This is a genomic window from Pseudomonas sp. S2_F07, assembly GCF_054668325.1.
Window position 1 is genome coordinate 3280013 of the sequence record NZ_CP162758.1, and the last position, 26184, is coordinate 3306196.

At 60.7% G+C, this 26184-nt stretch carries 22 protein-coding genes; 9 read left to right on the plus strand and 13 right to left on the minus strand.

Annotated elements, in window-relative coordinates:
• The first annotated feature begins 342 nt into the window (after window positions 1-342).
• The gene (estP, locus tag AB4O40_RS14875) at window positions 343-2253 is read left to right on the plus strand and encodes an esterase EstP (RefSeq protein WP_056726657.1); all 1911 of its coding nucleotides are present in this window, start codon (window positions 343-345) and stop codon (window positions 2251-2253) included.
• Between the two features lie 167 nt (window positions 2254-2420).
• Here estP and trpE read toward each other — a convergent pair whose 3' ends face one another.
• The 10 genes from trpE to AB4O40_RS14925 all read right to left on the minus strand — a co-directional run bounded on the left by trpE (window position 2421) and on the right by AB4O40_RS14925 (window position 14770).
• Window positions 2421-3902 carry an anthranilate synthase component I gene (gene trpE, locus AB4O40_RS14880; RefSeq protein ID WP_056726656.1) on the minus strand — a complete coding sequence of 494 codons (1482 nt, stop codon included), beginning with the start codon at window positions 3900-3902 and terminating at the stop codon, window positions 2421-2423.
• 69 nt (window positions 3903-3971) lie between these two features.
• A complete protein-coding gene (locus tag AB4O40_RS14885; RefSeq protein WP_056726655.1) occupies window positions 3972-4790 on the minus strand; it encodes a phosphoglycolate phosphatase in 819 nt (272 codons plus the stop codon).
• Entirely contained in the window at window positions 4787-5461 is a 675-nt protein-coding gene (rpe, locus tag AB4O40_RS14890; protein WP_008027088.1) for a ribulose-phosphate 3-epimerase, read from the minus strand. Before rpe ends, AB4O40_RS14885 begins: the two co-directional genes overlap by 4 nt.
• 115 nt (window positions 5462-5576) lie before the next feature.
• Window positions 5577-6725, minus strand: coding sequence for an iron-containing alcohol dehydrogenase (locus tag AB4O40_RS14895; protein WP_056726654.1), 1149 nt, complete (start codon window positions 6723-6725; stop codon window positions 5577-5579).
• Window positions 6726-6944: 219 nt separating this feature from the next.
• Window positions 6945-7769, minus strand: a complete 825-nt coding sequence (locus AB4O40_RS14900) for an ABC transporter permease (RefSeq protein ID WP_007980200.1) — start codon at window positions 7767-7769, stop codon at window positions 6945-6947.
• A gap of 12 nt (window positions 7770-7781) precedes the next feature.
• Window positions 7782-9029, minus strand: a complete 1248-nt coding sequence (locus AB4O40_RS14905; RefSeq protein ID WP_056726653.1) for an ABC transporter permease — start codon at window positions 9027-9029, stop codon at window positions 7782-7784.
• Between the two features lie 170 nt (window positions 9030-9199).
• Window positions 9200-10243, minus strand: a complete 1044-nt coding sequence (locus AB4O40_RS14910) for an ABC transporter substrate-binding protein (protein ID WP_056726652.1) — start codon at window positions 10241-10243, stop codon at window positions 9200-9202.
• Between the two features lie 48 nt (window positions 10244-10291).
• Window positions 10292-11416: an ABC transporter ATP-binding protein gene (locus AB4O40_RS14915; RefSeq protein WP_056726651.1), complete on the minus strand. Its 1125-nt coding sequence runs from the start codon at window positions 11414-11416 to the stop codon at window positions 10292-10294.
• A gap of 257 nt (window positions 11417-11673) precedes the next feature.
• Complete coding sequence (locus AB4O40_RS14920) at window positions 11674-12303, minus strand: response regulator (protein WP_008051638.1); 630 nt, start codon at window positions 12301-12303, stop codon at window positions 11674-11676.
• 70 nt (window positions 12304-12373) lie between these two features.
• Window positions 12374-14770: a PAS domain-containing sensor histidine kinase gene (locus AB4O40_RS14925; RefSeq protein ID WP_223541851.1), complete on the minus strand. Its 2397-nt coding sequence runs from the start codon at window positions 14768-14770 to the stop codon at window positions 12374-12376.
• Window positions 14771-14843: 73 nt separating this feature from the next.
• Between AB4O40_RS14925 and AB4O40_RS14930 the strand changes: the two genes are divergently transcribed.
• Window positions 14844-15833 carry an alpha/beta hydrolase family protein gene (locus AB4O40_RS14930; RefSeq protein WP_460053955.1) on the plus strand — a complete coding sequence of 330 codons (990 nt, stop codon included), beginning with the start codon at window positions 14844-14846 and terminating at the stop codon, window positions 15831-15833.
• 120 nt (window positions 15834-15953) lie between these two features.
• Here the strand turns inward: AB4O40_RS14930 and AB4O40_RS14935 are convergent, their stop codons facing one another.
• The 3 genes from AB4O40_RS14935 to AB4O40_RS14945 are packed head-to-tail and all read right to left on the minus strand — an operon-like array spanning window position 15954 to window position 18410.
• Window positions 15954-16721, minus strand: a complete 768-nt coding sequence (locus tag AB4O40_RS14935) for a TerB family tellurite resistance protein (protein ID WP_056726648.1) — start codon at window positions 16719-16721, stop codon at window positions 15954-15956.
• 1 nt (window position 16722) lies between these two features.
• On the minus strand, window positions 16723-17394 hold the full coding sequence (gene murU / locus AB4O40_RS14940) for an N-acetylmuramate alpha-1-phosphate uridylyltransferase MurU (protein ID WP_056726647.1): 672 nt from the start codon (window positions 17392-17394) through the stop codon (window positions 16723-16725).
• Complete coding sequence (locus AB4O40_RS14945) at window positions 17391-18410, minus strand: aminoglycoside phosphotransferase family protein (RefSeq protein ID WP_056726646.1); 1020 nt, start codon at window positions 18408-18410, stop codon at window positions 17391-17393. The genes murU and AB4O40_RS14945 overlap by 4 nt, the downstream gene beginning before the upstream one ends.
• 130 nt (window positions 18411-18540) lie before the next feature.
• Between AB4O40_RS14945 and AB4O40_RS14950 the strand changes: the two genes are divergently transcribed.
• The 7 genes from AB4O40_RS14950 to glpE all read left to right on the plus strand — a co-directional run bounded on the left by AB4O40_RS14950 (window position 18541) and on the right by glpE (window position 26168).
• Window positions 18541-21339: an LPS-assembly protein LptD gene (locus tag AB4O40_RS14950; protein ID WP_056726645.1), complete on the plus strand. Its 2799-nt coding sequence runs from the start codon at window positions 18541-18543 to the stop codon at window positions 21337-21339.
• Window positions 21320-22636 (plus strand): peptidylprolyl isomerase SurA, encoded by a 1317-nt coding sequence (gene surA, locus AB4O40_RS14955; RefSeq protein ID WP_156385820.1) that lies wholly within the window; start codon window positions 21320-21322, stop codon window positions 22634-22636. Before AB4O40_RS14950 ends, surA begins: the two co-directional genes overlap by 20 nt.
• Window positions 22633-23622, plus strand: coding sequence for a 4-hydroxythreonine-4-phosphate dehydrogenase PdxA (pdxA, locus tag AB4O40_RS14960; protein WP_056726643.1), 990 nt, complete (start codon window positions 22633-22635; stop codon window positions 23620-23622). The genes surA and pdxA overlap by 4 nt, the downstream gene beginning before the upstream one ends.
• The gene (gene rsmA, locus AB4O40_RS14965; RefSeq protein WP_046039480.1) at window positions 23619-24428 is read left to right on the plus strand and encodes a 16S rRNA (adenine(1518)-N(6)/adenine(1519)-N(6))-dimethyltransferase RsmA; all 810 of its coding nucleotides are present in this window, start codon (window positions 23619-23621) and stop codon (window positions 24426-24428) included. Before pdxA ends, rsmA begins: the two co-directional genes overlap by 4 nt.
• A 115-nt stretch (window positions 24429-24543) precedes the next feature.
• Window positions 24544-24924, plus strand: a complete 381-nt coding sequence (gene apaG, locus AB4O40_RS14970) for a Co2+/Mg2+ efflux protein ApaG (RefSeq protein ID WP_007980214.1) — start codon at window positions 24544-24546, stop codon at window positions 24922-24924.
• Window positions 24924-25805 carry a symmetrical bis(5'-nucleosyl)-tetraphosphatase gene (locus AB4O40_RS14975; protein WP_414917941.1) on the plus strand — a complete coding sequence of 294 codons (882 nt, stop codon included), beginning with the start codon at window positions 24924-24926 and terminating at the stop codon, window positions 25803-25805. The genes apaG and AB4O40_RS14975 overlap by 1 nt, the downstream gene beginning before the upstream one ends.
• A gap of 33 nt (window positions 25806-25838) precedes the next feature.
• Window positions 25839-26168: a thiosulfate sulfurtransferase GlpE gene (gene glpE, locus AB4O40_RS14980; RefSeq protein WP_008051614.1), complete on the plus strand. Its 330-nt coding sequence runs from the start codon at window positions 25839-25841 to the stop codon at window positions 26166-26168.
• Window positions 26169-26184: the final 16 nt, after the last annotated feature.

Consider the following 26184-nt stretch of genomic DNA (forward strand, 5'->3'; position numbering starts at 1 on the left):
CTGCGCTTTGTCAGGTGCCGACGTAGCGCCAGCAAAGCGGCATTTCAAACAGGTAAAGAAGGCAAAGCGGTACAGGTCCGGCGAAGCCGGTAAAAGAATTCAGGCGCGCCAACGCCAGCGGGCGTGTGCCTTGATGACTTGATCCAGGAGTTTACTGATGATCAACACGGGGAAGGTCTCGTTCGTACGTCCCGGCACAGTAACTTAGCTGGGCAGAGCGCGCAATATCGCCGGAGGCACTGTCCGCGAATCTATCAAAGGCTTCGCGACAGATGGCAAAAGGCCGAAAGTTTTTGGTACTGTCGTTTCGTTCACTAAAACAATAAATAAACGGACTTGCTCATGATCAAACAGTCGTTGTTTGTACCGCTCGCAGGATGCTTGCTCGCGATCGCATGCGCCCAGGCGAACGCCGCACCCAATCCTTATACAAATTTCGTTGTCTTCGGGGACAGTCTCAACGATGCAGGGACCTTTGCCGACACGGGCGGGCCTGCCGGAGCGACACAGCGCTTCACCAACCGGACGGGACCGGTGTACCTGGATGGCAGCGGCGAAGTCCGCTCGCTCAACTCCACACAGATCCTGGGTGGGAAACTGGGGTTTTCACCGGACCAGACGGCATCTTCTACTTCAGCAGTTCGCGCCAACGAAGGCCTGCCTGATGGTAACAACTGGGCTGTAGGCGGCTACCGTACCGACCAGATTCTTGATTCGATTACCAGCATCTCCGCCACCGGCGAACGCACCCGGTCCGGCTATCTTCCATCCAATAACTTCCGTGCCGACCCGAACGCACTGTATTACCTGTCGGGCGGCGGTAACGACTTCCTGCAAGGACGCGTCACCAGCCTGCCCCAAGCCAGTGCCGCCGCCGACCGCCTGGCCGACAGCGTGCAGACCCTGCAAACCGCCGGTGCCAGATACGTCATGGTCTGGTTGCTGCCCGATATCGGCTTTACCCCGGCGTTCAACGGCACCCCGCTGCAAGCGTTCACATCTCAACTCAGCGCCCAGTTCAACACTGAACTGGTAAGCCGACTGCAAAACATCAATGCCGAAGTCATCCCGCTGAACATTCCGGTACTGCTCAAAGAGACTTTCGCCAACCCGGCACAGTTTGGCCTGGCCACCGACCAGAACCTCATCACCACCTGCTTCAGCGGCAACGGTTGTACCGAGAATGCCCGCTACGGCATCAACAGCGCCACGCCGGACCCGACCAAGCTGATCTACAACGACTCGGTGCACCCCACCGAAGCCGGGCAACGCCTGATCGCCGATTACGCCTATTCCCTGCTGGCCGCACCATGGGAGCTGACCCTGCTGCCGGAAATGGCCCAGGGCACCGTGCGTGCGCATCAGGATGAGTTGCGCAACCAGTGGCTGGCCGATTGGGAAAACTGGCAAGGCGTCGGCCAATGGCGAGCCATCGTTTCCGCCGGCGGACAGCATCAGGACTTTGACGGCCAGGACAGCGTTGCAAGCGCCGACGGCAACGGAGCCAACCTGAACATCGGTGGCAGCTATCGTCTCAACGATGCCTGGCGTGTTGGTCTGGTGGCCGGTTTCTATAACCAGGAACTCGAAGCCGGCAACAACGACTCCGACTACAAGCTCAACACTTACCTGGGCACGGCATTCGCCCAGTACCAGCAAAACCGTGTGTGGGCCGACGCGGCGCTGACGGCCGGGCATCTGGATTACGACAGCCTCAAGCGCAAATTCCAGCTGGGCGTCAACGAACGCGGCGAAAAAGGCGATACCAGCGGCTACGTCGAAGCCTTCAGCGCACGCGTGGGCTACGACATTGCGCAACAAGCCAGCAGTCCTTGGCACCTGTCGCCGTTTGTCAGCGCCGACTTCGCCAAGGTACAAGTCGATGGTTACTCGGAGGACGGAAACAATTCCACGGCGCTGACCTTCGCCGATCAGGAGCGTATTTCCCGGCGCCTGGGCGCTGGCCTGCAGGGCAAATACCAGATCACCCCGCAAACCCAGGTGTTCGGCGAAGCGGCAATCGAGCGTGAGTACAACGACGATACCCAGGACGTGGACATCAACCTCAACAGCCTGCCAAACAACCAGTTCACGCTGGAAGGCTACACCCCGCAAAGTCACTTGCAACATGTGAACCTGGGGGTGAGCCACAACCTCACCAAGGACCTGGCACTGCGCGCCAGCTACAACATCCGCAAGGACGACGACTTCACCCAACAGGGCATCAATGTAGGTGTTGCGCTGGACTTCTGATGTGCAACCAATAAAAAACGCGGCGCCCTCACAGGCGCCGCGTTTTTTTGGCGATGAGATCATTGTGGGAGCGAGCTTGCTCGCGATAGCGGTGGGTCAGACAACATCAATGTGGCAGTGATGGCCCCATCGCGAGCAAGCTCGCTCCCACAGGTTTTTTCGCAAACTCAGGCGTTCGGTGTTTGTTCCGCCAGGGCAACGGCGCGGAACATCGCGCGGCGCTTGTTCAGGGTTTCTTCCCATTCCAGCGCCGGCACCGAGTCGGCAACGATGCCGCCACCGGCCTGCACATGCAGCTCGCCGTTCTTGATCACCGCCGTGCGGATCGCAATGGCGGTGTCCATGTTGCCGTTCCAGGCGAAGTAACCGACCGCACCGCCGTAGACGCCACGTTTGACCGGCTCCAGTTCGTCGATGATTTCCATCGCGCGAATCTTCGGTGCGCCGGACAAGGTGCCCGCCGGCAGAATCGCCCGCAGTGCATCCATGGCCGTCAGCCCGGCTTTCAGTTGCCCGGTGACGTTGGACACGATATGCATCACGTTGGAGTAACGCTCGATGACCATCTTCTCAGTCAGTTTCACCGAGCCGATTTCCGAAACGCGACCGGTGTCGTTACGCCCCAGGTCGATCAGCATCAAATGCTCGGCGATTTCCTTGTCGTCCGACAGCAGGTCTTTTTCCAGCGCCAGGTCAGCCTCTTCGTTGGCGCCCCGCGGACGGGTGCCGGCAATCGGGCGCACGGTGATCAGGTTGTCTTCGACCCGCACCAGTACTTCCGGCGAACTGCCAACGACGTGGAAGTCGCCGAAGTTGAAGAAGTACATGTAAGGCGTCGGGTTGAAGCAGCGCAGTGCGCGATACAGATCGATGGGGGCCGCCTTGAAGTCGATCGACATGCGCTGGGATGGCACGACCTGCATGCAGTCACCGGCCAGGATGTATTCCTTGATGGTGTCGACGGCTTTTTCGTAATCGTTCTGGGTGAAGCTGGAGCGAAACACCGGGTCAGCCGATTGTTGCTTGCTGAAGTCCAGGCCACGGCGCGGGGTGATCGGCTGTCGGAGTTTTTCCAGCAGCTCTTCCAGGCGCGCGCGACCTTGTTCAAAGGCGTCTTCCTGCGCCGGGTCGGCCAGGACGATGGCGTGCATCTTGCCGGCCAGGTTGTCGAACACCACCACGGCGTCGGACACCATCAGCAGAATGTCCGGTACGCCCAGCGGGTCCGGGTTCGGGCATTTGCCCAAGCGCTTCTCCACATAACGCACGCAGTCATAACCGAAGTAGCCCACCAGGCCGCCGTTGAAACGCGGCAGGCCAGCAATGGTCGGCACGTTGTAGCGCGCCTTGAAGGCTTCGACGAAGGCCAGCGGATCTTCCACGTCGTGGCTTTCGGTCTCGACGCCATCGACGGTCACGCTGACGTGATGATCATGAACCCGCAGCACGGTTCGGCACGGCAGGCCGATGATCGAGTAACGCCCCCATTTCTCGCCGCCCTGTACGGACTCCAGCAAGTAGGAATTGGGCTCGTCGGCCAGCTTCAGGTAGATCGACAGCGGCGTGTCGAAGTCGGCCAGGGTTTCGCAGGCAAGCGGAATGCGGTTGTAGCCGGCAGCGGCCAAGCGCAGGAATTCTTCGCGGATCATGAGGTGCCTCGTGGCTTGAGGGTCGAACAGTCAGGTATGCAAACGCGCCGGAAACCGGCCAGGATCAAGTCAGGCGCGCCAACGCCAGCGGGCCAGGGCCTTCATGACTTTCATCCAGAGTTTGCGAGTGACCACCACGATGGCGTTTCCAGAAGGGGGTTTGACAGCGTCGGCCAACGTTATCTCAGCGGCCGGATCCAGGCAACCGGGAATTAGCTTGCGCAGGTCGTCGATCACCAGTGCCGGCGATTCTTCCGCGATCGGCCGACCGTGGTTATAGCCGTAGCTCAGGGCCACGCACTTGACCCCCGCCGCTTTCGCCGCCAGCACATCGCTGCGCGAATCGCCGACGAACAAAGACTGCGAAGCCGGAATGTTGGCCATTTTCATCACGAAAAACAGTGCGGCCGGATCGGGCTTTTTTTGTGGCAGGGTGTCGCCGCCGATGATCCAGCGGAAATAACGGCCGATTTTCATCTGATCCAGCAGCGGCGCGACGAAACGCTCCGGCTTGTTGGTGATCAGCGCCATCTCGACGCCCTGCTTTTGCAGCCATTTGAGGGTGTCGCGCACGCCGGGGTAAACCACGGTCAACTCATGGCTCTCGCCATAAGCCTGCATGAAATGCTCCAGCGCCCGTTCGGCTTCGTGGTCATCGACCGCCGAATGATCGATAGCGCCAGCCAGCGCACGACGCACCAGTACCGGCGCGCCGTTGCCGACCCATTCGCGTACCGCTTCCAGACCGGCGGGCTTGCGACCGAGTTTGAGCAGCATCTTGTCCACAGCCACTGCCAGGTCCGGGACCGAGTCGATCAAGGTACCGTCCAGATCGAACATCACCAGCCGCGGCAGTTGCCCCGGGAACAACTGCTCAAATCCACTCATGGGCGAGCCAGCGCCAGTTCGGAACGCATCTTCTCGATGACTTCCTGATAGTTCGGCGCATTGAAGATGGCCGAGCCGGCGACGAAGGTGTCAGCGCCAGCCGCGGCGATTTCGCGAATGTTGTTCACGTTCACGCCGCCGTCGATTTCCAGGCGGATGTCACGGCCCGACGCATCGATCAGTGCCCGCGCTTCGCGCAGTTTGTCGAGGGTGCCGGGGATGAACTTCTGCCCGCCGAAGCCCGGGTTGACGCTCATCAGCAGGATCATGTCGACCTTGTCCATCACGTACTTGAGCACGTCCAGCGGGGTCGCCGGGTTGAACACTAGGCCCGACTTGCAGCCGCCTTCGCGGATCAGTTGCAGAGAGCGGTCGACGTGCTGGCTCGCTTCCGGGTGGAAGGTGATGTAGGTCGCGCCGGCTTCGATGAAGTCGCCCACGATGCGGTCCACCGGGCTGACCATCAGGTGCGCGTCGATCGGCGCGGTCACGCCATACTTGCGCAGTGCCGCGCAGACCATCGGGCCGATGGTCAGGTTCGGTACGTAATGATTGTCCATGACATCGAAGTGCACGAAGTCGGCGCCGGCGGCCAGGACGTTGTCCACTTCTTCACCCAGGCGGGCGAAGTCGGCGGAGAGAATCGACGGAGCAATTACGAAGGGCTGCATGACGCACCTTTTCTGAGCAGAATCACGATGGCGCGCATTGTATACCTCATGCTTTGAAGCGCGCACCGTGAGCGCGATGATTGGACCTTGCCATCATCCATCGACGGCTGGGGTCCTAGTACGCCGCGCGATAGATCTTTTCGATATCGACGGCACTCAACTTACGCGGATTGTTGCGCATCAAGCGCTCGATCCCCGCTGCTTCCACGGCCATGGAAGGAATGGCGTCCTCGGGCACACCGAAACTACGCAGGCCCTGGGGAATTTCCACCGCGGCACACAGTTCGGTCATGGCTTGCACGGCTTTGTCAGCCGCTTCGTTGATGCTCAAGCGAGCGGTCTTCACGCCCATGGCCTCGGCGATATCCTGCATGCGTTCGATACAGGCCATCTTGTTCCAGGTCATGACATGGGGCAGTAGCAAGGCATTACTGACCCCATGGGCAATGTTGAAGCGCCCGCCCAGCGGATACGCCAGCGCGTGCACCGCGCCAACCCCGGCATTGCCGAACGCCATGCCGGCCATCAGGCTGGCAGTGGCCATGTCTTCCCGGGCTTGCAGGTTCGACGGATTGGCATACGCCTTGGGCAAAGCCTTGGCGATCAACTTGATGGCGCCGATGGCCAGGGCATCGGTAATCGGCGAGGCGTTGACCGACAGATAGGACTCGATGGCATGCACCAGCGCATCGACACCGCTGGCCGCCGTGACGCTGCGCGGACAGGTCAGGGTCATTTGCGGACTGACCAGCGCCACATCCGGCAACAGAAAGTCGCTGACAATGCCCTTCTTCAGTTGCGCGACCTTGTCGGAAAGGATGGCGACGTTGGTCACCTCCGAGCCGGTGCCGGCGGTGGTCGGGATGGCGATCAGCGGCGGGCCTTTGCGCGGGACCTGATCGATGCCGAACAGATCCGCCAGCGCACCGTGGTACCCGGCGTAGGCCGCCACGCTCTTGGCAATGTCGATGGCACTACCGCCACCGAGGCCGATCAAGCCGTCATGCCCACCGTCACGATAGGCCTGCATGCAATCTTCGACGATGGCTATTTCCGGGTCCGGCAGCACCCGGTCGAAAATCTCGTAACTGCGTTCGCCCAGCTGCTCCAGTGCCAGTTCTACCGTGCCGGATTTCACCAAAGCGGCATCAGTAACGATCAGTGGGTTGTCTATGTCCAGACGCGCCAGTTCGGCAGACAGTTGCTCGATGGCACCTGCGCCGGTGATCAATTTGTGAGCGATTTTGAAAGAGGAAAGACTCATGTGCGCAGCCTCTTATAGGTAGGGGAGCTGGGCACAATAGTAGCTGGGGATTAGAGGTTGTCTTCTATTCAGGTCGTGAATGACCGAGGACCTCGAAAACGCCAAAAATCCCTGTGGGAGCGAGCTTGCTCGCGATGAGGTAGTTCCAGTCGATAAAGATGTCGACTGATAGTCCGTCATCGCGAGCAAGCTCGCTCCCACAGGGAATGAGGTGATTCGTCAGACCTGCGCAGTACGCAGTTTCTCGCTACGCCCTCGCAGCCATTCCAGGGTCAGCAGCAGGATCACCGAGAAAGCAATCAGCAGCGTCGCGGCGGCGGCGATGGTCGGGCTGAGGTTCTCGCGGATGCCGCTGAACATCTGCCGTGGCAGGGTCGCTTGTTCGGGGCCGGCGAGGAACAGCGTCACCACCACCTCATCGAACGACGTCGCAAAGGCAAACAGCGCCCCGGAGATCACGCCCGGCGCAATCAGCGGCAAGGTCACCCGGCGGAACGTGGTCAGCGGCGAAGCACCCAGGCTCGCGGCGGCCCGCACCAGGTTATGGTTGAACCCCTGCAAGGTCGCCGACACGGTAATGATCACGAACGGCACACCCAACACCGCATGCACCACGATCAGCGAGAAGAAGCTGTTACCCAATCCCAACGGAGCAAAGAACAGGTAACTGGCCACACCGATGATCACCACCGGCACCACCATCGGTGAAATCACCAGAGCCATTACCAGCGCCTTGCCGGGGAAGTCGCCCCGGGTCAGGCCGATCGCCGCCAGCGTACCGAAGACCATGGCCAGCACCGTGGCTGCCGGGGCGACGATGATGCTGTTCTTCAGGGCGCGCATCCATTCCGCCGAGGCGAAGAAATCGTGATACCACTGCAATGAGAAGCCCTGCAGCGGGTACACCAGGAAGCTGCCGGAGTTGAACGACAGTGGAATGATCACCAGCACCGGCAGGATCAGGAACAACAGAATCAAGCCGCAGAGAATCCGCAAGCTGTAGAACCACACCCGTTCGATGGGCGACATATAAGGACTCAGCATTTCGTTCTCCCCTTAGCTCAGGCGCAGGCGGCTTGCGCCTACCAGCCAGCTGTAAATCAGATAAAGCACGACCGTCGCGAGCAACAGCAGCCCACCGAGTGCGGTCGCCATGCCCCAGTTGATGCTGGTGTTGGTGTAGAAGGCGACGAAGTAGCTGACCATCTGGTCGTTCGGGCTGCCCAACAATGCCGGGGTGATGTAGTAGCCGATGGCGAGGATGAACACCAACAGGCAACCGGCGCCGACACCGGCATAGGTCTGCGGGAAATACACCCGCCAGAAGCTGGCGAACGGATGGCAGCCGAGGGAAATCGCGGCGCGCATGTAGGTCGGCGAGATCCCTTTCATCACGCTGTAGATCGGCAGGATCATGAACGGCAGCAGGATGTGCACCATGGAGATGTAGACACCGACGCGGTTGAACACCAGCTCGATCGGCTTATCGATAATGCCCATGGCCATCAGGCCGCTGTTGATCAGGCCACCCGATTGCAGCAACACGATCCACGCCGCGACCCGTACCAGGATCGAAGTCCAGAACGGCAGCAGCACCAGGATCATCAGCAGGTTGCTCTGACGCGACGGCAGGTTCGCCAGCAGATAAGCCAGTGGATACGCCAGCACCAGGCAGATCACGGTGATGACCAGGCCCATCCAGAAGGTACGGGCGAAGATGTCGAGGTAGATCGCCTGATCCGGGGTGGCCGGGGCGATTTCGCCGAGGTCGTCGATGCGGTGATCGACGGCCGCCAGCAGATAATACGGGGTGATGCTGCTGGTGTTGCGACGTACCGCTTGCCAGTAGGCCGGGTCGCCCCAACGCTCATCGAGACCTTCCAGCGCTTCTTTATAAGAAGCCGGCTCGGTTGTGAGCGGCAAGGCGCGGGCGGTTTTGGTCAGCAGGCTGCGGTAGCCGGCCAGTTCCATGTTCAGGCGTTTGGACAGATCACCCAGGGTCTGATTCTTGCGAGCCTCGGCGAGGTCTTCGGCCGCTGCTTTGTAAACCGGTTCAGCGGGCAGGCCGCGGCCGTCCCAACTGGCGATGGCGGTCACTGTGCGGGGCATGCCGCCGACCACTTCCGGGTTGCCAACGCTTTTGTAGAGCAGCGCCACGATCGGCACCAGGAACACCAGCAACAGAAACAGCACCAGTGGCGCGATCAACGCCTGGGCCTTCCAGCGATTGACCCGCTCGGCGTGCTTGAGCCGCTGCTTCAAGGTGGGGCTGGTGCCCTCGTTCAGGGGAACGGCGATAGCCATGACGTACTCCGGGAATCTTTGAATGGGCGGCACCACCCACGGTGATGCCGCATTACATCAACACTCATGAAACACGCCAGTCCCTGTAGGAGCTGGCGCAGCCTGCGATCTTTTGGCGTATTCAAGGCCGCTGAAGAGCAAGATCAAAAGATCGCAGCCTTCGGCAGCTCCTACTTGGCAGCCCAGGCGTTGAAGCGCTGTTCCAGTTGCTCGCCGTTGTCAGCCCAGAAACTGACGTCGATCTGCACCTGGTTGGCGATGTTTTCCGGGGTGGTCGGCATGTCCTTCAGGACATCCTTGGCCAGCAGCGGTACGGCCTGGGTGTTGGCCGGGCCGTAGGCGATGTTTTCCGAGTAGGTCTTCTGCTGCTGCGGCATTACCGAGAAGGCGATGAACTTCTTCGCCGCTTCAGCGCGCTTGGCATCCAGACCTTTTGGAATGGCCCATGCGTCGAAGTCGTAGATGCCGCCGTTCCACACGACTTTCAGGTTGCTTTCTTTCTGCACGGCAGCGATACGGCCGTTGTAGGCCGAGCTCATCACCACGTCACCCGAAGCGAGGTATTGCGGCGGTTGTGCGCCGGCTTCCCACCACTGGATGTTTGGCTTGAGCTCATCGAGCTTCTTGAACGCGCGGTCCTGACCGTCCTTGCCGGCCAGCACTTTGTAGACGTCTTTGGGCGCAACGCCGTCGGCCATCAGTGCGAATTCCAGGGTGTACTTGGCGCCTTTACGCAGGCCACGCTTGCCCGGGAACTGCTTGGTGTCCCAGAAATCCACCCAACTGGTCGGTGCGGTTTTCAGCTTGTCGGCGTTGTACGCCAGCACGGTCGACCACACGAAGAAACCTACGCCGCAAGGCTGGATGGCGCCCTTGACGTAGTCTTCTGTCTTGCCGAACAACTTCGGATCAAGCTGCTCGAACATGTCTTCGTCGCAACCACGGGACAGCTCCGGCGATTCAACCTCTACCAGATCCCAGGACACGCTCTTGGTGTCGACCATGGCCTTGACCTTGGCCATTTCGCCGTTGTACTCGCCGGCCACGATCTTGCCGTTGCCTGCCGCTTCCCACGGTGCGTAGAAGGCTTTGACCTGAGCCGCCTTGTTCGCGCCGCCAAAGGACACCACGGTCAGGTCCGGGCCGGCCGCCATTGCGTGTGCCGCGCCCATCATGCCCAGTGCCAAAGCGGTGAATTTCAGGGATCTCAACATTTATTGTTCTCTCCACGTGCAGGGTTGGTGTTGGTGTTGCCGGGGCGATCAATGCGCCTCTAGAAGTGGATCGAGCGCGCGAACGTGTTCGACCTGCCAGCCAAGCGGTACCACGTCGCCGACGGCGAGCGAGGGATCTAGCTCGGCAATCGGCTGTTTCACGAAGAAGTCGGTCTTGCCGCAGACTTCCATGCGAACCCGGACGTGGTCGCCCAGATAGATGAATTCCTCGACTCGCCCGGAGAAGCGGTTGACGCATTGGTCGCTGGAGCCATTGAGGCTCACTCGCTCCGGACGAATGGACAGGGTCACCGGCTCGCCGGTCTGGCCGACGTTGACCGCCAAGGCCTCTACCTTCTCACCCCGCCCGAGCTCGACAATGCAACGGTCGCCGGTCTGGCTGTGCAGGCGGCCATTGAGGCGGTTGTTCTCGCCGATGAAGTTGGCGACGAAGGTGTTTTTCGGCTCTTCATAGAGGGTGCGCGGCGGCGCGATCTGCTGGATTTCGCCCTGGTGGAACACCGCCACACGGTCGGACATGGTCAAGGCTTCGCCCTGATCGTGGGTCACGTAGACCACGGTGACGCCCAGGCGCTGGTGCAGGTGCTTGATCTCCATCTGCATGTGTTCACGCAGTTGTTTATCGAGTGCGCCGAGGGGTTCGTCCATCAGCACCAGTTGCGGCTCGAACACCAGCGCGCGGGCCAATGCCACACGCTGTTGCTGACCACCGGAAAGCTGCGCCGGGTAGCGCTGGGCGAAGGCATCGAGCTGGACCATGCTCAGCACGCGCTTGACCCGGGCACTGACGTCGCTCTTGTTCATGCCGCGTACGGTCAGCGGGAACGCCAGGTTCTCCGCCACCGTCATGTGCGGGAACAATGCGTAGTTCTGGAACACCATGCCGATGTCGCGCTTGTGCGGCGGCACGTTGTTGATGGCGCGCCCGCCCAACAGGATTTCGCCCGCGGTCGGCGTTTCGAAGCCGGCGAGCATCATCAGGCTGGTGGTCTTGCCGGAACCGGACGGCCCGAGCAATGTGAGGAATTCGCCTTTGCGAATGTCCAGGTTGAGGTCCTTGACGATCAGGTTCTCGCCGTCGTAGCTCTTCTGCACTCCACGAAAGCTGACCAGAACATCATTGGCCCCTGCGCTTGAATCGACCTGGCTCATACCCACACCTTTGTTATTGATGACTGCTGTGGGACTAAGCCTAGTGGACGCTGGGGACCGCGCAAATCGGGGGGCAAGAGAGATTGGCCTCAGCCGGATGGAAGGTTGGGGGTAGGGATTGCCCTACAAGGATGGCGCGTTTGGGCAAATGTAGTGGCAAGGGGTCAGCTATAAGCCACAAGAATAAGCCCATGCGATATCTGGAGCTGTCGTAAATGGATATGCCACCACTGGACCACACTGAATTTCGGTGTGTTTTAGAGGAGCTTGTGTTCCATCGCGTACTTCACCAGTTCCGCCAGCGAGGTGATGTTGAGCTTCTGCATCAGCCGCGCCTTGTGGGTGCTGATGGTCTTGCTGCTCAGCGCCAGTTGCTGGGCGATGTCATTGACGTTGGCGCCCTGGGCCAGGCGTTCGAACACGGAGAATTCGCGCTCGGAGAGCAACGAGTGCAATGGACGCGAGTCGGTAAGACCGACTTCGAAAACCATGCGATCGGCCAGTTCCGGGTCGATATAACGCCCGCCTGACGCCACTTTGCGAATGGCCGTCAGCAAGAGCGCCGGGTCGCTGTCCTTGGTCGCATAACCCGCAGCGCCCACCTTCAACGCCCGGGCGGCCATTTGCGCTTCGTCATGCATCGACAGCACCAGGATCGCGGGTGGATTGTTCAGGGCGCGAATCCGCGGAATCGCTTCCAGGCCGTTGACGCCCGGCATGGAGATATCCAGCAACACCACTTCGCAGGGCACATGACGCAAGGTGTCGAGCAACTGCTCACCATTGCTCGCCTCCCCCACTACCAGCAAGTCCTTGGCCAGGCCGATCAACTGCTTGATGCCTTCGCGGACAATGGTGTGGTCTTCGGCTACCAGTACACGGATCACGTTCTTCTCCAGGGTCAAGATCTATCGCGAGCGTTCCGACGATGACGTCAGAGCAAACAATAGATAAACATCAGGCTGCATCCAGCGGCACTCGCACACTCAGAGTCGTGCCTTCACCCGGCTCACTCTCAAGCGACAACTCACCGCCCATGATCAACACCCGCTCGCGCATGCCGACCACCCCAAAGGATGTCGGCCTGCCAGCTGCGGCGACAAATCCTACGCCATCATCGCTGACCGTCAGACACAACTCGTCGCCTTCCAGCGCCAGTGTCAATTCAACAGTATGCGCCTGGGCGTGCCGCATGACATTGGTCAGCGCTTCCTGAAGGATCCGGAACAAACCGATTGCCTTCGCATCGCTGAGCACCGGCAAGTTGTCCGGCACCTGCACCAGACACGGGATCTGCGTGCGCGCCTCGAATCGACGGGCCTGCCACTCAATGGCCGAGGCGATGCCCGCGTCGAGAATCGGCGGTCGCAATGCCGTGGCCACATCACGAACCAGCTGAAACAACTGAGCGATCAAGCGCTTCATGCTGTTCAAGCGCTCGTTCAGACCCGGATCAAGCTGCGCGTAAGCCAGTTCGCACATGGACGTTTCCAGCTTCAACACGGTGAGCATCTGACCCAACTCGTCGTGAACTTCCCGGGCAATGCGCGCCTTTTCTTCTTCGCGCACGCTTTCCAGGTGTGCGGACAACTCACGCAACTGCTCCCGGGAGCTGGCCAGCTCAAGCTCGATGCGCTTGCTTTCGCTGATGTCCCAGACGATTCCGTCCCAGACATAGGCACCGTCATCCAGCCGGCGGGTGATGGCCTTGATTTCCGCCCAGCGCTGCTCGCCCTGACGCGTGAGGATTCGCCCCTGCCACGACCAGTCGCTGTCGGTATCCAGCGCATGATCCTGGGTCTGGTGATAGCTGGCCTTGTCATCCGGATGCACCAGGCTGCGCAGGCCTTTATCGCGATGCGCCAGCGTGGCCGGCGAGTAACCCACCAGGCTTTCGCTGCCTTCACTGATGTAGGCAAAGTCGATCTGACCGGTCACCGGCGCCCGCTCCAGGCGGAAAACCAGCCCCGGAACGTTGGCGGCGATGCCTTGCAGGCGCGCCTCGCTTTCCTGCAAGGCCGCCAGGGCGCGACGCCTCTCGGTGACATCGTTGAGGTAAACCACCAGGTATTCGCCATCGCGAAAGCGCAGAAAACTCAACGAGACATCGGCCGGCAGGATGCTGCCATCGGCCCGCACGCAATTGGATTCAAAGCTTTGCGGGCCGTCTTCACTGGCCCGCGCGCGCTTCCACAGGTTCAGCCAACGGTCCATGTGCAGGCCAGGCTCGAAATCGATCAGGGGCCGATCGATGATCCCGCCGGCCGGATAGCCCAGCATGCTTTCCGCCGCGCGGTTGGCGTAGCGCACATGGCTGTCCCAGTTGACCCAGAGGATACCGACGGTGCTCTGATCGATGGAAAACTGGGTGAGCCGCAGGGCCTCTTCGCTGGCGGCGCGCAAGGCAATGTCTTCCTGCGCGGCCAGCAGACGCTGCTCCAGGAGGTGCTGCTGGCGACGCTGCCAGACCACAATGGCCATGCAACTGGACGCCAGCACGGCCAGCAGAAGGCAGAGGTTTTGCCAAAACCCCGGAGACTCGGTGAGCCGCGGATACTTGGGTTGCAGCCATTGATTGTGCAGTTGCTCCAGATCCTTGGCCGGGATCGCCCGCAATGCACTTTCGACGATGCCCGCCAGTTCCGGCTTGTCGCGCCGCGTGGCCACCCGCAGCAGTTGCGGCAGGCCGACATCCCCCACCACCACCAACCCGGCGAACTCCGTCTCGACCGACAAGCGTCCCAGTTGCGCCTCATCGATCACCGCATAAGTTGCCTGCTGGCCAACCAGTAATTGCAATGCCTGGCGCTCCATCGGTACGCCTTGCAGATTCAGGTGCGGGTAGTTGCCACGCAGGTAATCGGCGATGGCACTGGGCATGCGCACGGCGACGCGGGTCTGGCTGTCGAGTTTTTCCAACTCGACCGCGCCAGCGCTTTTCTGGTCGCTGACCACCAATTGCGGCACCCGCATGTAGGGGTCGGAAAACTGCCAGAGACGCAGCCCGCCAGGGGTCTGGGTCAGGCCCGGAGCGATGTCGATTTCGCCCTCGCGGGCCGCGGCTTCCAATTGTTCAAGGTCGGGAAAATTGCGCCAGCTCAGTTCGACATTGAGGTTTTTAGCCAACCACTTCATCAACTCGATGTTCACCCCGGACAAGCGCTGCAAGCGGCGGTCGTATTGCGCATAGGGCGCCTGCAACACCACGCCGACCCGCAACTCGCCCTGCTGCGCCAGCCAGTGCTGCTGTTTCGGGGACAGTTGGGCAACGGGCGCCGGAGGCGCGGCGGCCGCCCAGCCCATCAAGGGAAACCACAAACAGCCGATAACCCACAGGCAGCGAAAACGCATCATTGAACTCTCACACCCTGACAAATACAGACCAACCCATTAGGCTGCCGGAACATCTTCTGGCCTGGAATATCCGATGCCCCCTGTCTACCGCCTGGCACTGCCAGCATTGTGCCTGTCGCTGATCCTGCCTTGCGCTTTTTCCGTCAAGGCGGCCGACCCGACGCCCGCCGCGGAGGAAAAAACCGCCGAAGAAAAACCACTCGAACGTCAGCCGCTGCCTGAGCGTAGTCAGGAAGAAGCGACTGCACTTGAGCGAAAGATCCCGGCTCAGGAACAGCAACAACTGCAAGCAGGCACCGACACGTTTCTGGCCTTGTGGAAACCGGCCAATACCGCCGAACCCAAAGGCGCGGTGATTATCATCCCCGGCGCCGGCGAAACCGTTGACTGGCCGCAAGCAGTAGGCCCTTTGCGGCGCAAATTGCCGGATGCCGAGTGGAGCAGCCTGAGTATCACCTTGCCGGACCTGCAAAGCGATGCCATTGCGCCACGAATCGTCGAAGCAGCGCCGACACCCAAACCCGCCGAAACCGGCAGTAAAGACTCGACCACCGCGGCCCCTATCGAACAGGTCGCCGGTGGCGAGGCCGATGTGGCCGACAAGCCCTTCGCCGAAACCACCGAGGAACAGTCCAAGGCAGATGCCGAGCGGATCTTTGCCCGAATCGATGCCGCGATCGCCTTCGCCGAACAGCAAAGCGCCCGCAGCATCGTGGTGTTGGGGCATGGTTCGGGCGCCTATTGGGCCGCGCGCTACCTGAGCGAAAAGCAGCCATCGCAGGTCGAAAAACTGCTGATGGTTGCCGCCCGGACACCTGTGGCGGCCACGCCCGGGCTGGCCGAGCTGACCCCGACCCTGAAACTGCCGACCGCAGATATTTTCTACAAGGACAAAGCGCTGGATCGCGATGCAGCATTGGAGCGCCTGCAGGCCAGCAAACGCCAGAAATCATCGGCATTCAGCCAGGTCGCACTCAAGGCGTTGCTGGATAACAAGGCCGAACAGGAGCAGCTGTTTCGTCGGGTGCGAGGTTGGTTGAATCCGCAGAACCCGGCGGGCTGACAGACCGAGGCGCGATCATCGCGGGCAAGCCACGCTCCCACAGGTTTTTTGCCGATCAGAAAATTGCGAACGACACAAAACCTGTGGGAGCGAGCTTGCTCGCGATAGCGGTATCACTGGCTAGCGAAAATCCCGCCGCTCCCGAATCAGCGTGTAGGCGTTATGCAGTTCACGCGTTCGTTCGGTGGCCTCACGCACCTGCGTGGCCGTCGCGCCAGTGCCGGCAATCTTGTCCGGATGATGGCGACTGAGCAGGCGCCGATAAGCACGTTTGATCTGCGCCGGCTCAGTGGTGGCCGACACCCCCAAAAGCCTCAGCGCGTCCTGATAACTGGGCACACTTTTGCCCAAGGGCCGTTTCTGCGGTTCATAATCGTGGGCCAACGCCTGCACCTGATGGGATGTCCAGCCCAACCACTTGCCCCATTGGCCGATCAATTGACGTTCACTGCTGCCGGCACGACCATCGGCCCAGACCATTCGCCAACAGGCGCGCAACACACCTTCCGCCGCATGGGGCTGGGCACTCAGGCGACGCAAATAACCGCGCAGGCGGTCGTTGCCCGACTTGCCGCGATTGAACGCGGCAATCGCACGACGCTGGGCCGACTCGGACATCTCCAGCGAGCGCATTTCCGCCCGGGCCTGTTCGATGTGCCCGGCCATCACCTGGCCGTCACACTTGGCCAGTCGCCCTAACAGGACAAACAGCAATTCATCGTTACGCAGCACTGGGCGACCGCCCAGTTTTTCCCGCAAGTGCCCCCAGCTCTGCAGGTGCAAGCGCCGGTCCAGCGCCTGCCCCAACAACGCCCCGAGAATGGCCCCCGGAATACTGGCTATGGCATAGCCTGCTCCGGCTCCGATCAGAGTCCCTGGCCACAACATGTCAGCGCCTCGCTTCTATTAATGTTTCAACTTCGGCCAGACGCTCGTGAGTACCGACATCGACCCAGTCCCCCTTCAACTGCTCGCCAGTCACCTGACCGTCAGCCATGGCTTTGCGTAACAGCGGCGCGAGCTTGAAGGCCTCGGCGGTGCAACCGTCGAACAACTGCGGATGCAACACGGCGATACCGCTGTAGGTCAGGGTGCCAATCTCTGGCTGACCGTCGCGGACCTGCGTTTCGACCAGGCTGAAGTCCCCGGCCGGATGATGGGCCGGGTTACTGGCCAGCACCAGGTGCGCCAGGCCGTTGATGGGTTGATGCAGCACGCTGAAATCGTAATCGGTCCAGATGTCGCCATTGACCACGACAAACGCTTCATCCCCCAGCAACGGCAACGCGCGGAAAATCCCGCCGCCGGTTTCCAGGGGCTCACCTTCGGCCGAGTACTGAATGCTCACGCCATAACGCGAACCATCGCCCAGATAGTCTTCGATCTGCTGACCGAGCCAGGCGTGATTGATCACGATGTCGGTGAACCCGGCGGCTGCCAGCGCTCGCAGGTGATACTCGATCAGCGGCACGCCGCCTGCACGCACCAGCGGTTTTGGCGTGGTCAGGGTCAGCGGGCGCATGCGCTCGCCTTTACCCGCGGCCAGAATCATTGCCTTCATGCTTTCACTCCGGCACGCAGACTGGCCAGCAGCACATCCAGTTCGGCCAGCTCAGGGCGACGAGCGATCACTGCTTCTATGTACGCAAAGAAACGTGGCACGTCCCCCAGATAACGCGGTTTACCGTCGCGATGACAGATGCGCGCGAAAATGCCGATGACTTTCAGGTGACGTTGCACGCCCATCAAGTCGCTGGCACGCAGGAAGTCCTCGAAGTCGGGCTGAACCGCAATCCCGAGGGCGCCCGCCTGCTGCCAGTAGCTTTCGAGCCAGCCGTGCACGCGCTCCTCGGGCCAGCTGAGGAATGCATCCTTGAACAGGCAGGTCACGTCGTAGGTCACCGGGCCATACACCGCATCCTGGAAATCCAGCACGCCGGGATTGGGTTCGCTGAGCATCAGGTTGCGCGGCATGTAGTCGCGATGCACCAGGACTTTCGGTTGAGCCAGGGCGCTGTCGATCAACAGTTCGCTGACCTGCTGCCAGAGCACTTGTTGTGCCGCGTCAAATTCGATGCCCAGTTCGCGCTTCACGTACCACTCGGGGAACAGTTCCAGCTCGCGACGCAGCAAGGCCACGTCATAGCTCGGCAAAGGCGCAACCATTGGCAACTGCTGGAAAGCCAGCAACGCCTGCAGGGCATCCTTGAACAAATTGTCGGCGTTTTCGCTGTCGATGACGTCCAGATAGGTCTTGTTGCCCAGGTCATTGAGCAAAAGAAAACCGCGCTCGAGGTCTTCGGCATAAATTTTCGGCACATTTATTCCGGATTTCGCCAGCAAAAAAGCGATATCCACGAAGGGTTTGCAGTTTTCCTGGGGCGGCGGCGCGTCCATCACAATGAAACTTTTGCCATCGCCTTGCCAACGGAAATACCGCCGGAAACTCGCGTCACTGCTGGCCGCAGTCAACGTGGCCGGGGGTACGACGCCCCAGCCCTGCTCGGCAAAAAGGGTCGCCAATTGTTCATCGAGCCAAACTTTCAGGTGTTGCAAGCGTACATCTTGATCAGGCATTGCAAGGGTCTCCGACGGCGCTAGCCGTCAAGCGGGTCATGCTTTATTATCCAGCATCTTTTTCAGACCATCGAGAGGCGTGCGGCCCACACCGCGGGCAGATGGCACGCAGGAAGCCCGGACTAATAAGATGGCATTGAAATCCCCCGCGTTTCGTAAAAAATTTCCGTTGTTGGTTACCGGCAGTTTGCTGGCGCTGCAACCCCTTGCCACTTCCTACGTGGTCGCCGCGGAACAGTATGACTGCTCAGTCTCTGCTTCGGGTTCCTGGGACTGTGCGCCAAAGACGCCGGCGGCTGCATTGCCACCGCGTCCCGTCCATGACGGCAGCGCAGTTTCGGCCACCGGCGAAGCTCCGGCCGAGAACGGTTCCAGCGAAGACGCCGGCGCCAAGCCGGTGCTGGTCACCGAATCCAAAGGCCGTGGCCTGAAGTCGCGTAGCGCAGACTACAGTCACCTCGACTGGGTTCCCCGCGAGCAGCTCACCGCCGCACAATTGGCCGAAACCGGTCCTTATTGCTCTGGTTCCTATATCGAACCGATTCGTCCTGGCATGGATGACAAGACCAATAAAAGTGACGCTCCAACCTTTATCGGCGCAAAAGCCTCCCGCTATAAGCAGGATGAGCAAGTCGCGACCCTGGCCGGCGACGTTGTCATGCGCCAGGGCAGCATGCAGGTCGAAGCAGACGAAGCCAACCTTTACCAGGCCGAGAGCCGTGGCGACCTGAACGGCAACGTGCGCATTCGCGACAACGGCGCCCTGATCGTCGGCGACCACGCCGACGTACAGCTCGACACCGGCGAAGCCAAGGTCGACAACGCCGAATACGTGATGCACAAATCCCGCATCCGCGGTAATGCGCTGTACGCCAAACGTGCCGAGAACGCGATCATCCGCCTCAAGGATGGTACGTACACCACGTGCGAACCGAACAGCAACGCCTGGCAGCTCAAGGGCAACAACATCACCCTGAACCCGGCCACCGGCTTCGGTACCGCGACCAACGTGACGCTGCGGGTCAAGGACATTCCGATCCTGTACACGCCGTACATCTATTTCCCGATCGACGACCGTCGCCAGTCCGGCTTCCTGCCGCCGACCATCGGCACCGGCAGCGATACCGGCTTCATGCTGGTCACCCCGTATTACTTCAACCTGGCGCCGAACTACGATGCCACGTTGTACCCGCGCTACATGGAAAAGCACGGCTTGTTGATGGAAGGCGAATTCCGCTACCTGACCAAGTCCAGCGAAGGCCAGTTCGGTGCGGCGTACCTCAACGACGAAAGCAACGAACGCGACAAGCAGAGCGACGCCGAAAAAACCCGCTACATGTACAACTGGCAGCACAAGGGCGGTCTCGACTCGCGAGTGCTCACGCAAGTCGACTACACCAAGATCAGCGATCCGTATTACTTCCAGGATCTGCAGACCGACCAGATTGGCATCAAAAGCAACGACTACGTGAACCAGCAAGGCTCCGTCACCTATCGTGGCGACAGCTATTCCGCTCGCGTGAACGCCCAGGCCTACGAACTGGCGAGCGTGTCGAACATTACGCCGTACGACCGCCTGCCGCAGCTCACCCTCGACGGCATGCTGCCTTATCATCCGGAAGGCCTGGACTTCACGTACAACACCGAACTCGTGCGGTTTGACCGGGATCTGCAGAGCGGAACATACTTTGACGAAGACGGTGTCGGCTCTCCCCGCCTCGATAACAACGTTCAAGGCCTGGCTCGTGCCAATGGCGACCGCCTGAACCTGGCGCCCGCCATCAGCTTGCCGATGAATACGACGTACGGCTTCCTGACACCGAAGCTCAAGTACCAGTACACACAGTACCAACTGGACCTGGACAGCACTGGCAAAGGTCAGATTGCGAATCAGACCGCAGAACAGGACAAGCTCCTGGGAACGTTCGACAGCAACCAGAACCGCGGCGTACCAATCGCCAGCATCGACAGCGGCCTGTACTTCGATCGCAATACCCAGTATTTCGGCAAGAACTACCGCCAGACCCTCGAGCCGCGCCTGTTCTACCTGTACGTGCCTGAGGTCGACCAGGAAGACATCCCGGTATTCGACACCAGCGAATACACCTTCAACTATGCGTCGCTGTTCCGTGACAACCGCTTCTCCGGCTCCGACCGTGTCGGCGACGAGAACAAACTGTCCCTGGGCGTGACCAGCCGCTGGATCGAAGACGACGGTTTCGAGCGTCAGCGCATCAGTGTCGGCCAGGCCTTGTACTTCAAGGACCGCGAAGTTCAGTTGCCGGGTATCGATGCAAAAACCCGTGCCGATGCCCAAGCCAGCGTTTCGCCGTACGCACTGGAATACGAATATCGCTGGAACCGCGACTGGCGTACCACCGCCGACTACAACTGGGACCCGGACAGCCGCAGCCCTCGCTCGGGCAGCGCGATGTTCCACTACCAGCCTGAAGACAATCCGAACAAGATCGTCAACTTCGGCTACCGCTATCGCAATGACCAGGTCCGTTACGACCAGAACACCGGTAAATGGACTGTGGGCGGCGGTGACTACGGCACCCCTGGCCAGCCTGGCTACGTGAAGGATTACTACAAGATCGAACAGCACGACTTCTCGGTGATCTGGCCAATCGTGCCGCAATGGAGCGTTATCAGCCGTTGGCAGTATGACTACAACCGCAACCGTACCCTGGATGCATTCGGTGGTTTCGAGTACGACAACTGCTGCTGGAAACTGCGCCTGATCAACCGTTACTTCGTTGATTACGACGAGTTCAGCCAGGAAGCACCGCAAAACGAAAAAGGCGACCATGGCGTCTTCCTCCAAATTGTTCTGAAGGGACTCGGCGGCCTTACCGGCTCCAAGGCCGAGAGCTTCCTCGACAAAGGCATTCAAGGTTATCGTGAACGTGAAGACCAAGCTTTCTGATTGTCTGCGCCCGCTGATGCTGGGCGCGCTGTTCCTGAGTACGGCGGCCAGCGCCGCCGTGCAGTCCATCGATAAAGTGGTGGCCATCGTCGACAACGACGTGGTCATGCAGAGCCAACTGGACCAACGGGTTCATGAAGTTCAAAAAACCATTGCCAAGCGCGGTTCTGCCGTGCCGCCGGCCAGCGTGCTGGAACAGCAGGTACTTGAGCGCCTGATCGTCGAAAACCTGCAATTGCAGATCGGCGAGCGCTCCGGCATCCGCATTACCGACGAAGAGTTGAACCAGGCTGTCGGCACCATTGCCCAGCGCAACAACATGTCGGTCGAGCAGTTCCGCACCGCCCTGACTCGCGACGGTCTGTCCTACGACGACGCACGCGAGCAGATTCGCCGCGAAATGGTCATCAGCCGTGTACGCCAGCGTCGGGTCGCCGAACGCATCCAGATCTCCGAGCAGGAAGTGAAGAATTTCCTGGCGTCCGACCTGGGCAAAATGCAGCTGTCTGAAGAGTTCCACCTGGCCAACATCCTGATTCCTACGCCGGAAAGCGCCAACTCCGATGCGATTCAGAGTGCAGCCAAGCAGGCCGATGCGATTTACCAGCAGCTCAAGCAAGGCGCTGACTTCGGTCAGTTGGCAATCGCCAAGTCCGCCAGCGAAACCGCACTGGAGGGTGGTGACATGGGCTGGCGTAAAGCCGCTCAATTGCCTCCGCCGTTCGATCGCCTGCTGAGCACCATGCCGGTGGGTGATGTCACCCAGCCAATGCGCACCCCGGGCGGCTTCATCATCCTGAAGGTCCTCGAAAAGCGTGGCGGCCAGACCCAGATGCGCGACGAAGTGCATGTGCGCCACATCCTGGTCAAACCGAGCCCGATCCGCGACGAAGCAAAAACCAAGGCCCTGGTTGAGTCGCTCTACAGCCGTATCGAGTCTGGCGAAGACTTCGGCGAGCTGGCGAAAAGCTACTCGGAAGACCCGGGTTCAGCCCTTAACGGCGGCGACCTGAACTGGATCGACCCGAACGCACTGGTGCCGGAATTCCGCGAAGTGATGGCCAAGACCCCGCAAGGTCAGCTGTCCAGGCCGTTCCAGACTCAGTACGGCTGGCACGTCCTGGAAGTCCTTGGCCGTCGCGCCACCGACAGCACCTCACAGGCCCGCGAGCAGCAAGCAATGACCGTTTTGCGTAACCGCAAATACGATGAAGAGCTGCAAACCTGGCTGCGTCAGATCCGTGACGAAGCGTACGTGGAAATCAAACTCCCTGGCGCCGACCAGGCAGCGCAGTGAAACCCCAACGTTTCGCGCTGACACCCGGCGAACCAGCCGGCATAGGTCCCGACCTGTGCCTGCTGCTCGCCTCGCAAGCCCAGCCTCATCCCCTGATTGCCATTACCAGCCGCGACCTGCTCATTGAGCGGGCCGCGCAGCTGGGTGTGGCTGTCGATTTGCTACCGGTCACACCGGACAACTGGCCGGATGCACCCGCGCCAGCCAACAGCCTGTATGTCTGGGATACACCGCTCAATGCCAAGGTCGTCGCCGGGCAACTGGACAAGGCCAACGCTGCCTTCGTACTGGAAACCCTGACCCGCGCCGGCCAGGGCTGCCTGGACGGACATTTCGCCGGCATGATTACCGCGCCGGTGCACAAAGGCGTCATCAACGAATCCGGCATCGCCTTTTCCGGGCACACGGAATTCCTCGCCGACCTGACCCACACCGCGCAAGTGGTGATGATGCTGGCTACACGCGGCTTGCGCGTGGCCCTGGTGACCACTCACCTGCCCCTTCGCGAGATTGCCGATGCAATCACGCCAGAGCGTCTGGAACGCGTCACGCGAATCCTGCACGCCGACCTGAAAAGCAAGTTCGGCATCGCCCGGCCACGCATCCTAGTCTGCGGGCTCAACCCCCATGCCGGCGAAGGCGGACACCTGGGCCATGAAGAAATCGATATCATCGAACCCACATTAGAGCGCCTGCGCGGCGAGGGCATGGACCTTCGTGGCCCCCTGCCCGCCGACACTCTGTTTACCCCCAAATATCTGGAGCACTGCGATGCGGTGCTGGCGATGTACCACGACCAGGGCCTGCCGGTGCTGAAGTACAAAGGCTTCGGCGCGGCAGTCAACGTGACCCTCGGCTTGCCGATCATCCGCACCTCGGTTGACCACGGCACAGCCCTGGACCTGGCCGGCAGCGGCAGGATCGACACCGGCAGCCTGCAAGTCGCCCTGGAAACCGCCTACCAGATGGCCGAGACCCGTTTATGACCGAGCACTACCAACACAAGGCGCGCAAACGCTTTGGCCAGAACTTCCTGCACGATGCCGGCGTTATCGACCGTATCCTGCGCTCCATTCATGCCAAGGCAGAAGACCGCCTGCTGGAAATCGGCCCGGGCCAGGGTGCACTGACCCAAGGCCTGCTCAGCAGCGGCGCGCAACTTGATGTGGTGGAACTGGACAAGGACCTGATCCCGATCCTCAACCAGCAGTTTGCCGGCAAGAGCAACTTCAACCTGCATCAGGGCGATGCGCTGAAGTTCGACTTCAACAGCCTGAATGCCGCGCCTGGCAGCCTGCGAGTGGTCGGCAACCTGCCGTACAACATCTCCACCCCGCTGATTTTTCACCTGCTGCACAACTCGCACCTGATTCGCGACATGCACTTCATGCTGCAAAAGGAAGTGGTCGAGCGCCTGGCTGCCGGCCCTGGTGGTGGTGACTGGGGTCGCTTGTCGATCATGGTTCAGTACCACTGCAGGGTCGAGCACCTGTTCAACGTCGGCCCTGGCGCGTTCAACCCGCCACCGAAAGTCGACTCGGCCATCGTGCGCCTGGTGCCCCACGCGGTACTGCCACACCCGGCCAAGGATCACCGCCTGCTGGAACGCGTCGTGCGCGAAGCGTTCAACCAGCGCCGCAAAACCCTGCGCAACACCCTCAAGCTGTTGCTGAGCAATGCTGAAATCGAAGCCGCCGGTGTCGATGGCAGCCTGCGTCCCGAGCAACTCGACCTGGCCGCGTTCGTGCGCCTGGCTGACAAGCTCAGCGAACAAAAGCCTGCCGCAGACTGACAAGCGATGAGCGCTATCGGGTAGGACGCCACTCTGGTCTACTACCCGATACTTGGCCTAGACTGAACCCCAACAGCTACGCCCCGCGTCCCGCTTCGTTTTTAAGGCCCCTTGCATGTCCGATCCTCGCTATCAGGTCGACGTCAGCGTCGTCACTCGCTATCTGGCAGAACAATCGCAACCCGAGCACGACCGCTTTGCCTTCGCCTACACCATCACCGTGCAAAACAATGGTGAAATGCCCGCCAAACTGCTTTCACGGCACTGGGTCATCACCGATGGTGACGGGCATGTCGAAGAAGTGCGCGGCGCAGGCGTCGTCGGCCAGCAACCGCTGATCGACCCCGGCAAGAGCCACACCTACAGCAGCGGCACGGTCATGACCACCAAGGTCGGCACCATGCAAGGCACCTATCAGATGTTGTCCGACGACGGCAAACACTTCGATGCCATCATCGCGCCCTTCCGCCTGGCGGTGCCCGGAGCCTTGCACTGATGGCAACGTACGCTGTCGGTGACCTGCAAGGCTGTCTTCAAGCCCTGCAATGCCTGCTCAAACAAGTGGCGTTCGACCCACAACGGGATCGCCTGTGGCTGGTGGGCGACCTGGTCAACCGCGGCCCGCAGTCGCTGGAAACCTTGCGCTTCCTCTACAGCATTCGCGAATCGCTGGTGTGCGTGCTCGGCAACCATGACCTGCACCTGCTGGCGGCCGGACGCAATATCGAGCGACTGAAAAAGGCCGATACACTGCGCGAGATCATTGAAGCGCCCGATAGCGCCGAACTGCTGGAATGGCTGCGCCAGCAAAAGCTCATGCACTACGACGAACAGCGCAACCTTGCACTGGTCCATGCCGGCATTCCACCGCAGTGGTCGCTGCGCAAAGCCTTGAAGTGTGCCGCCGAGGTCGAGACCGCCTTGCGCGACGACAACCTGTTGCCGCCCTACCTCGATGGCATGTACGGCAACGATCCGGCGAAATGGGACAACGACCTCAAAGGCGTGACGCGCCTGCGGGTGATCACCAACTATTTCACGCGCATGCGCTTTTGCACCGCCGAAGGCAAACTCGACCTCAAGAGCAAGGAAGGCCTCGATACCGCACCGCCTGGCTACAAGCCCTGGTTCCAGCACAAGGAACGCAAGACCAAGGACCTGAAGATCATCTTCGGTCACTGGGCAGCGCTGGAAGGCAACGTCGAAGAGCCGGGTATTTCGGCACTCGATACAGGCTGTGTCTGGGGCGGCGCCCTGACCCTGATGAACGTCGACAGCTTTGAGCGCCTGTCCTGCAAATGCGACGAACACGGTCATGCCGTGCCGCCAGTCGCCTCATCCATTCCCCAAACATCGCCAGCCAGCGCCCCGCGCTAGACTGCCCATTCAGCCGAGCCACAGGAGCCCGCCATGAGCGAATTCAAACGTATCCCCCCGGAACAGGCCCAGGCCCTGCGCGAACAAGGCGCAGTGGTGGTCGACGTCCGCGACCCGGCCACTTTTGCCGCCCTGCACATCGCAGGCTCCAAGCACCTGGATAACCATTCCCTGCACGCTTTCATCCAGGGTGCCGACCTCGATGCACCGACCGTGGTGGTCTGCTATCACGGCAATTCCAGCCAGGGCGCAGCCGCCTACCTGATCAGCCAGGGCTTCTCCGACGTCTACAGCATGGATGGCGGATTTGAGTTGTGGCGTACGACGTATCCTGCGGAAACGGCGCAAGGCACCACTGAATAATTTTTTTGTAACGTTG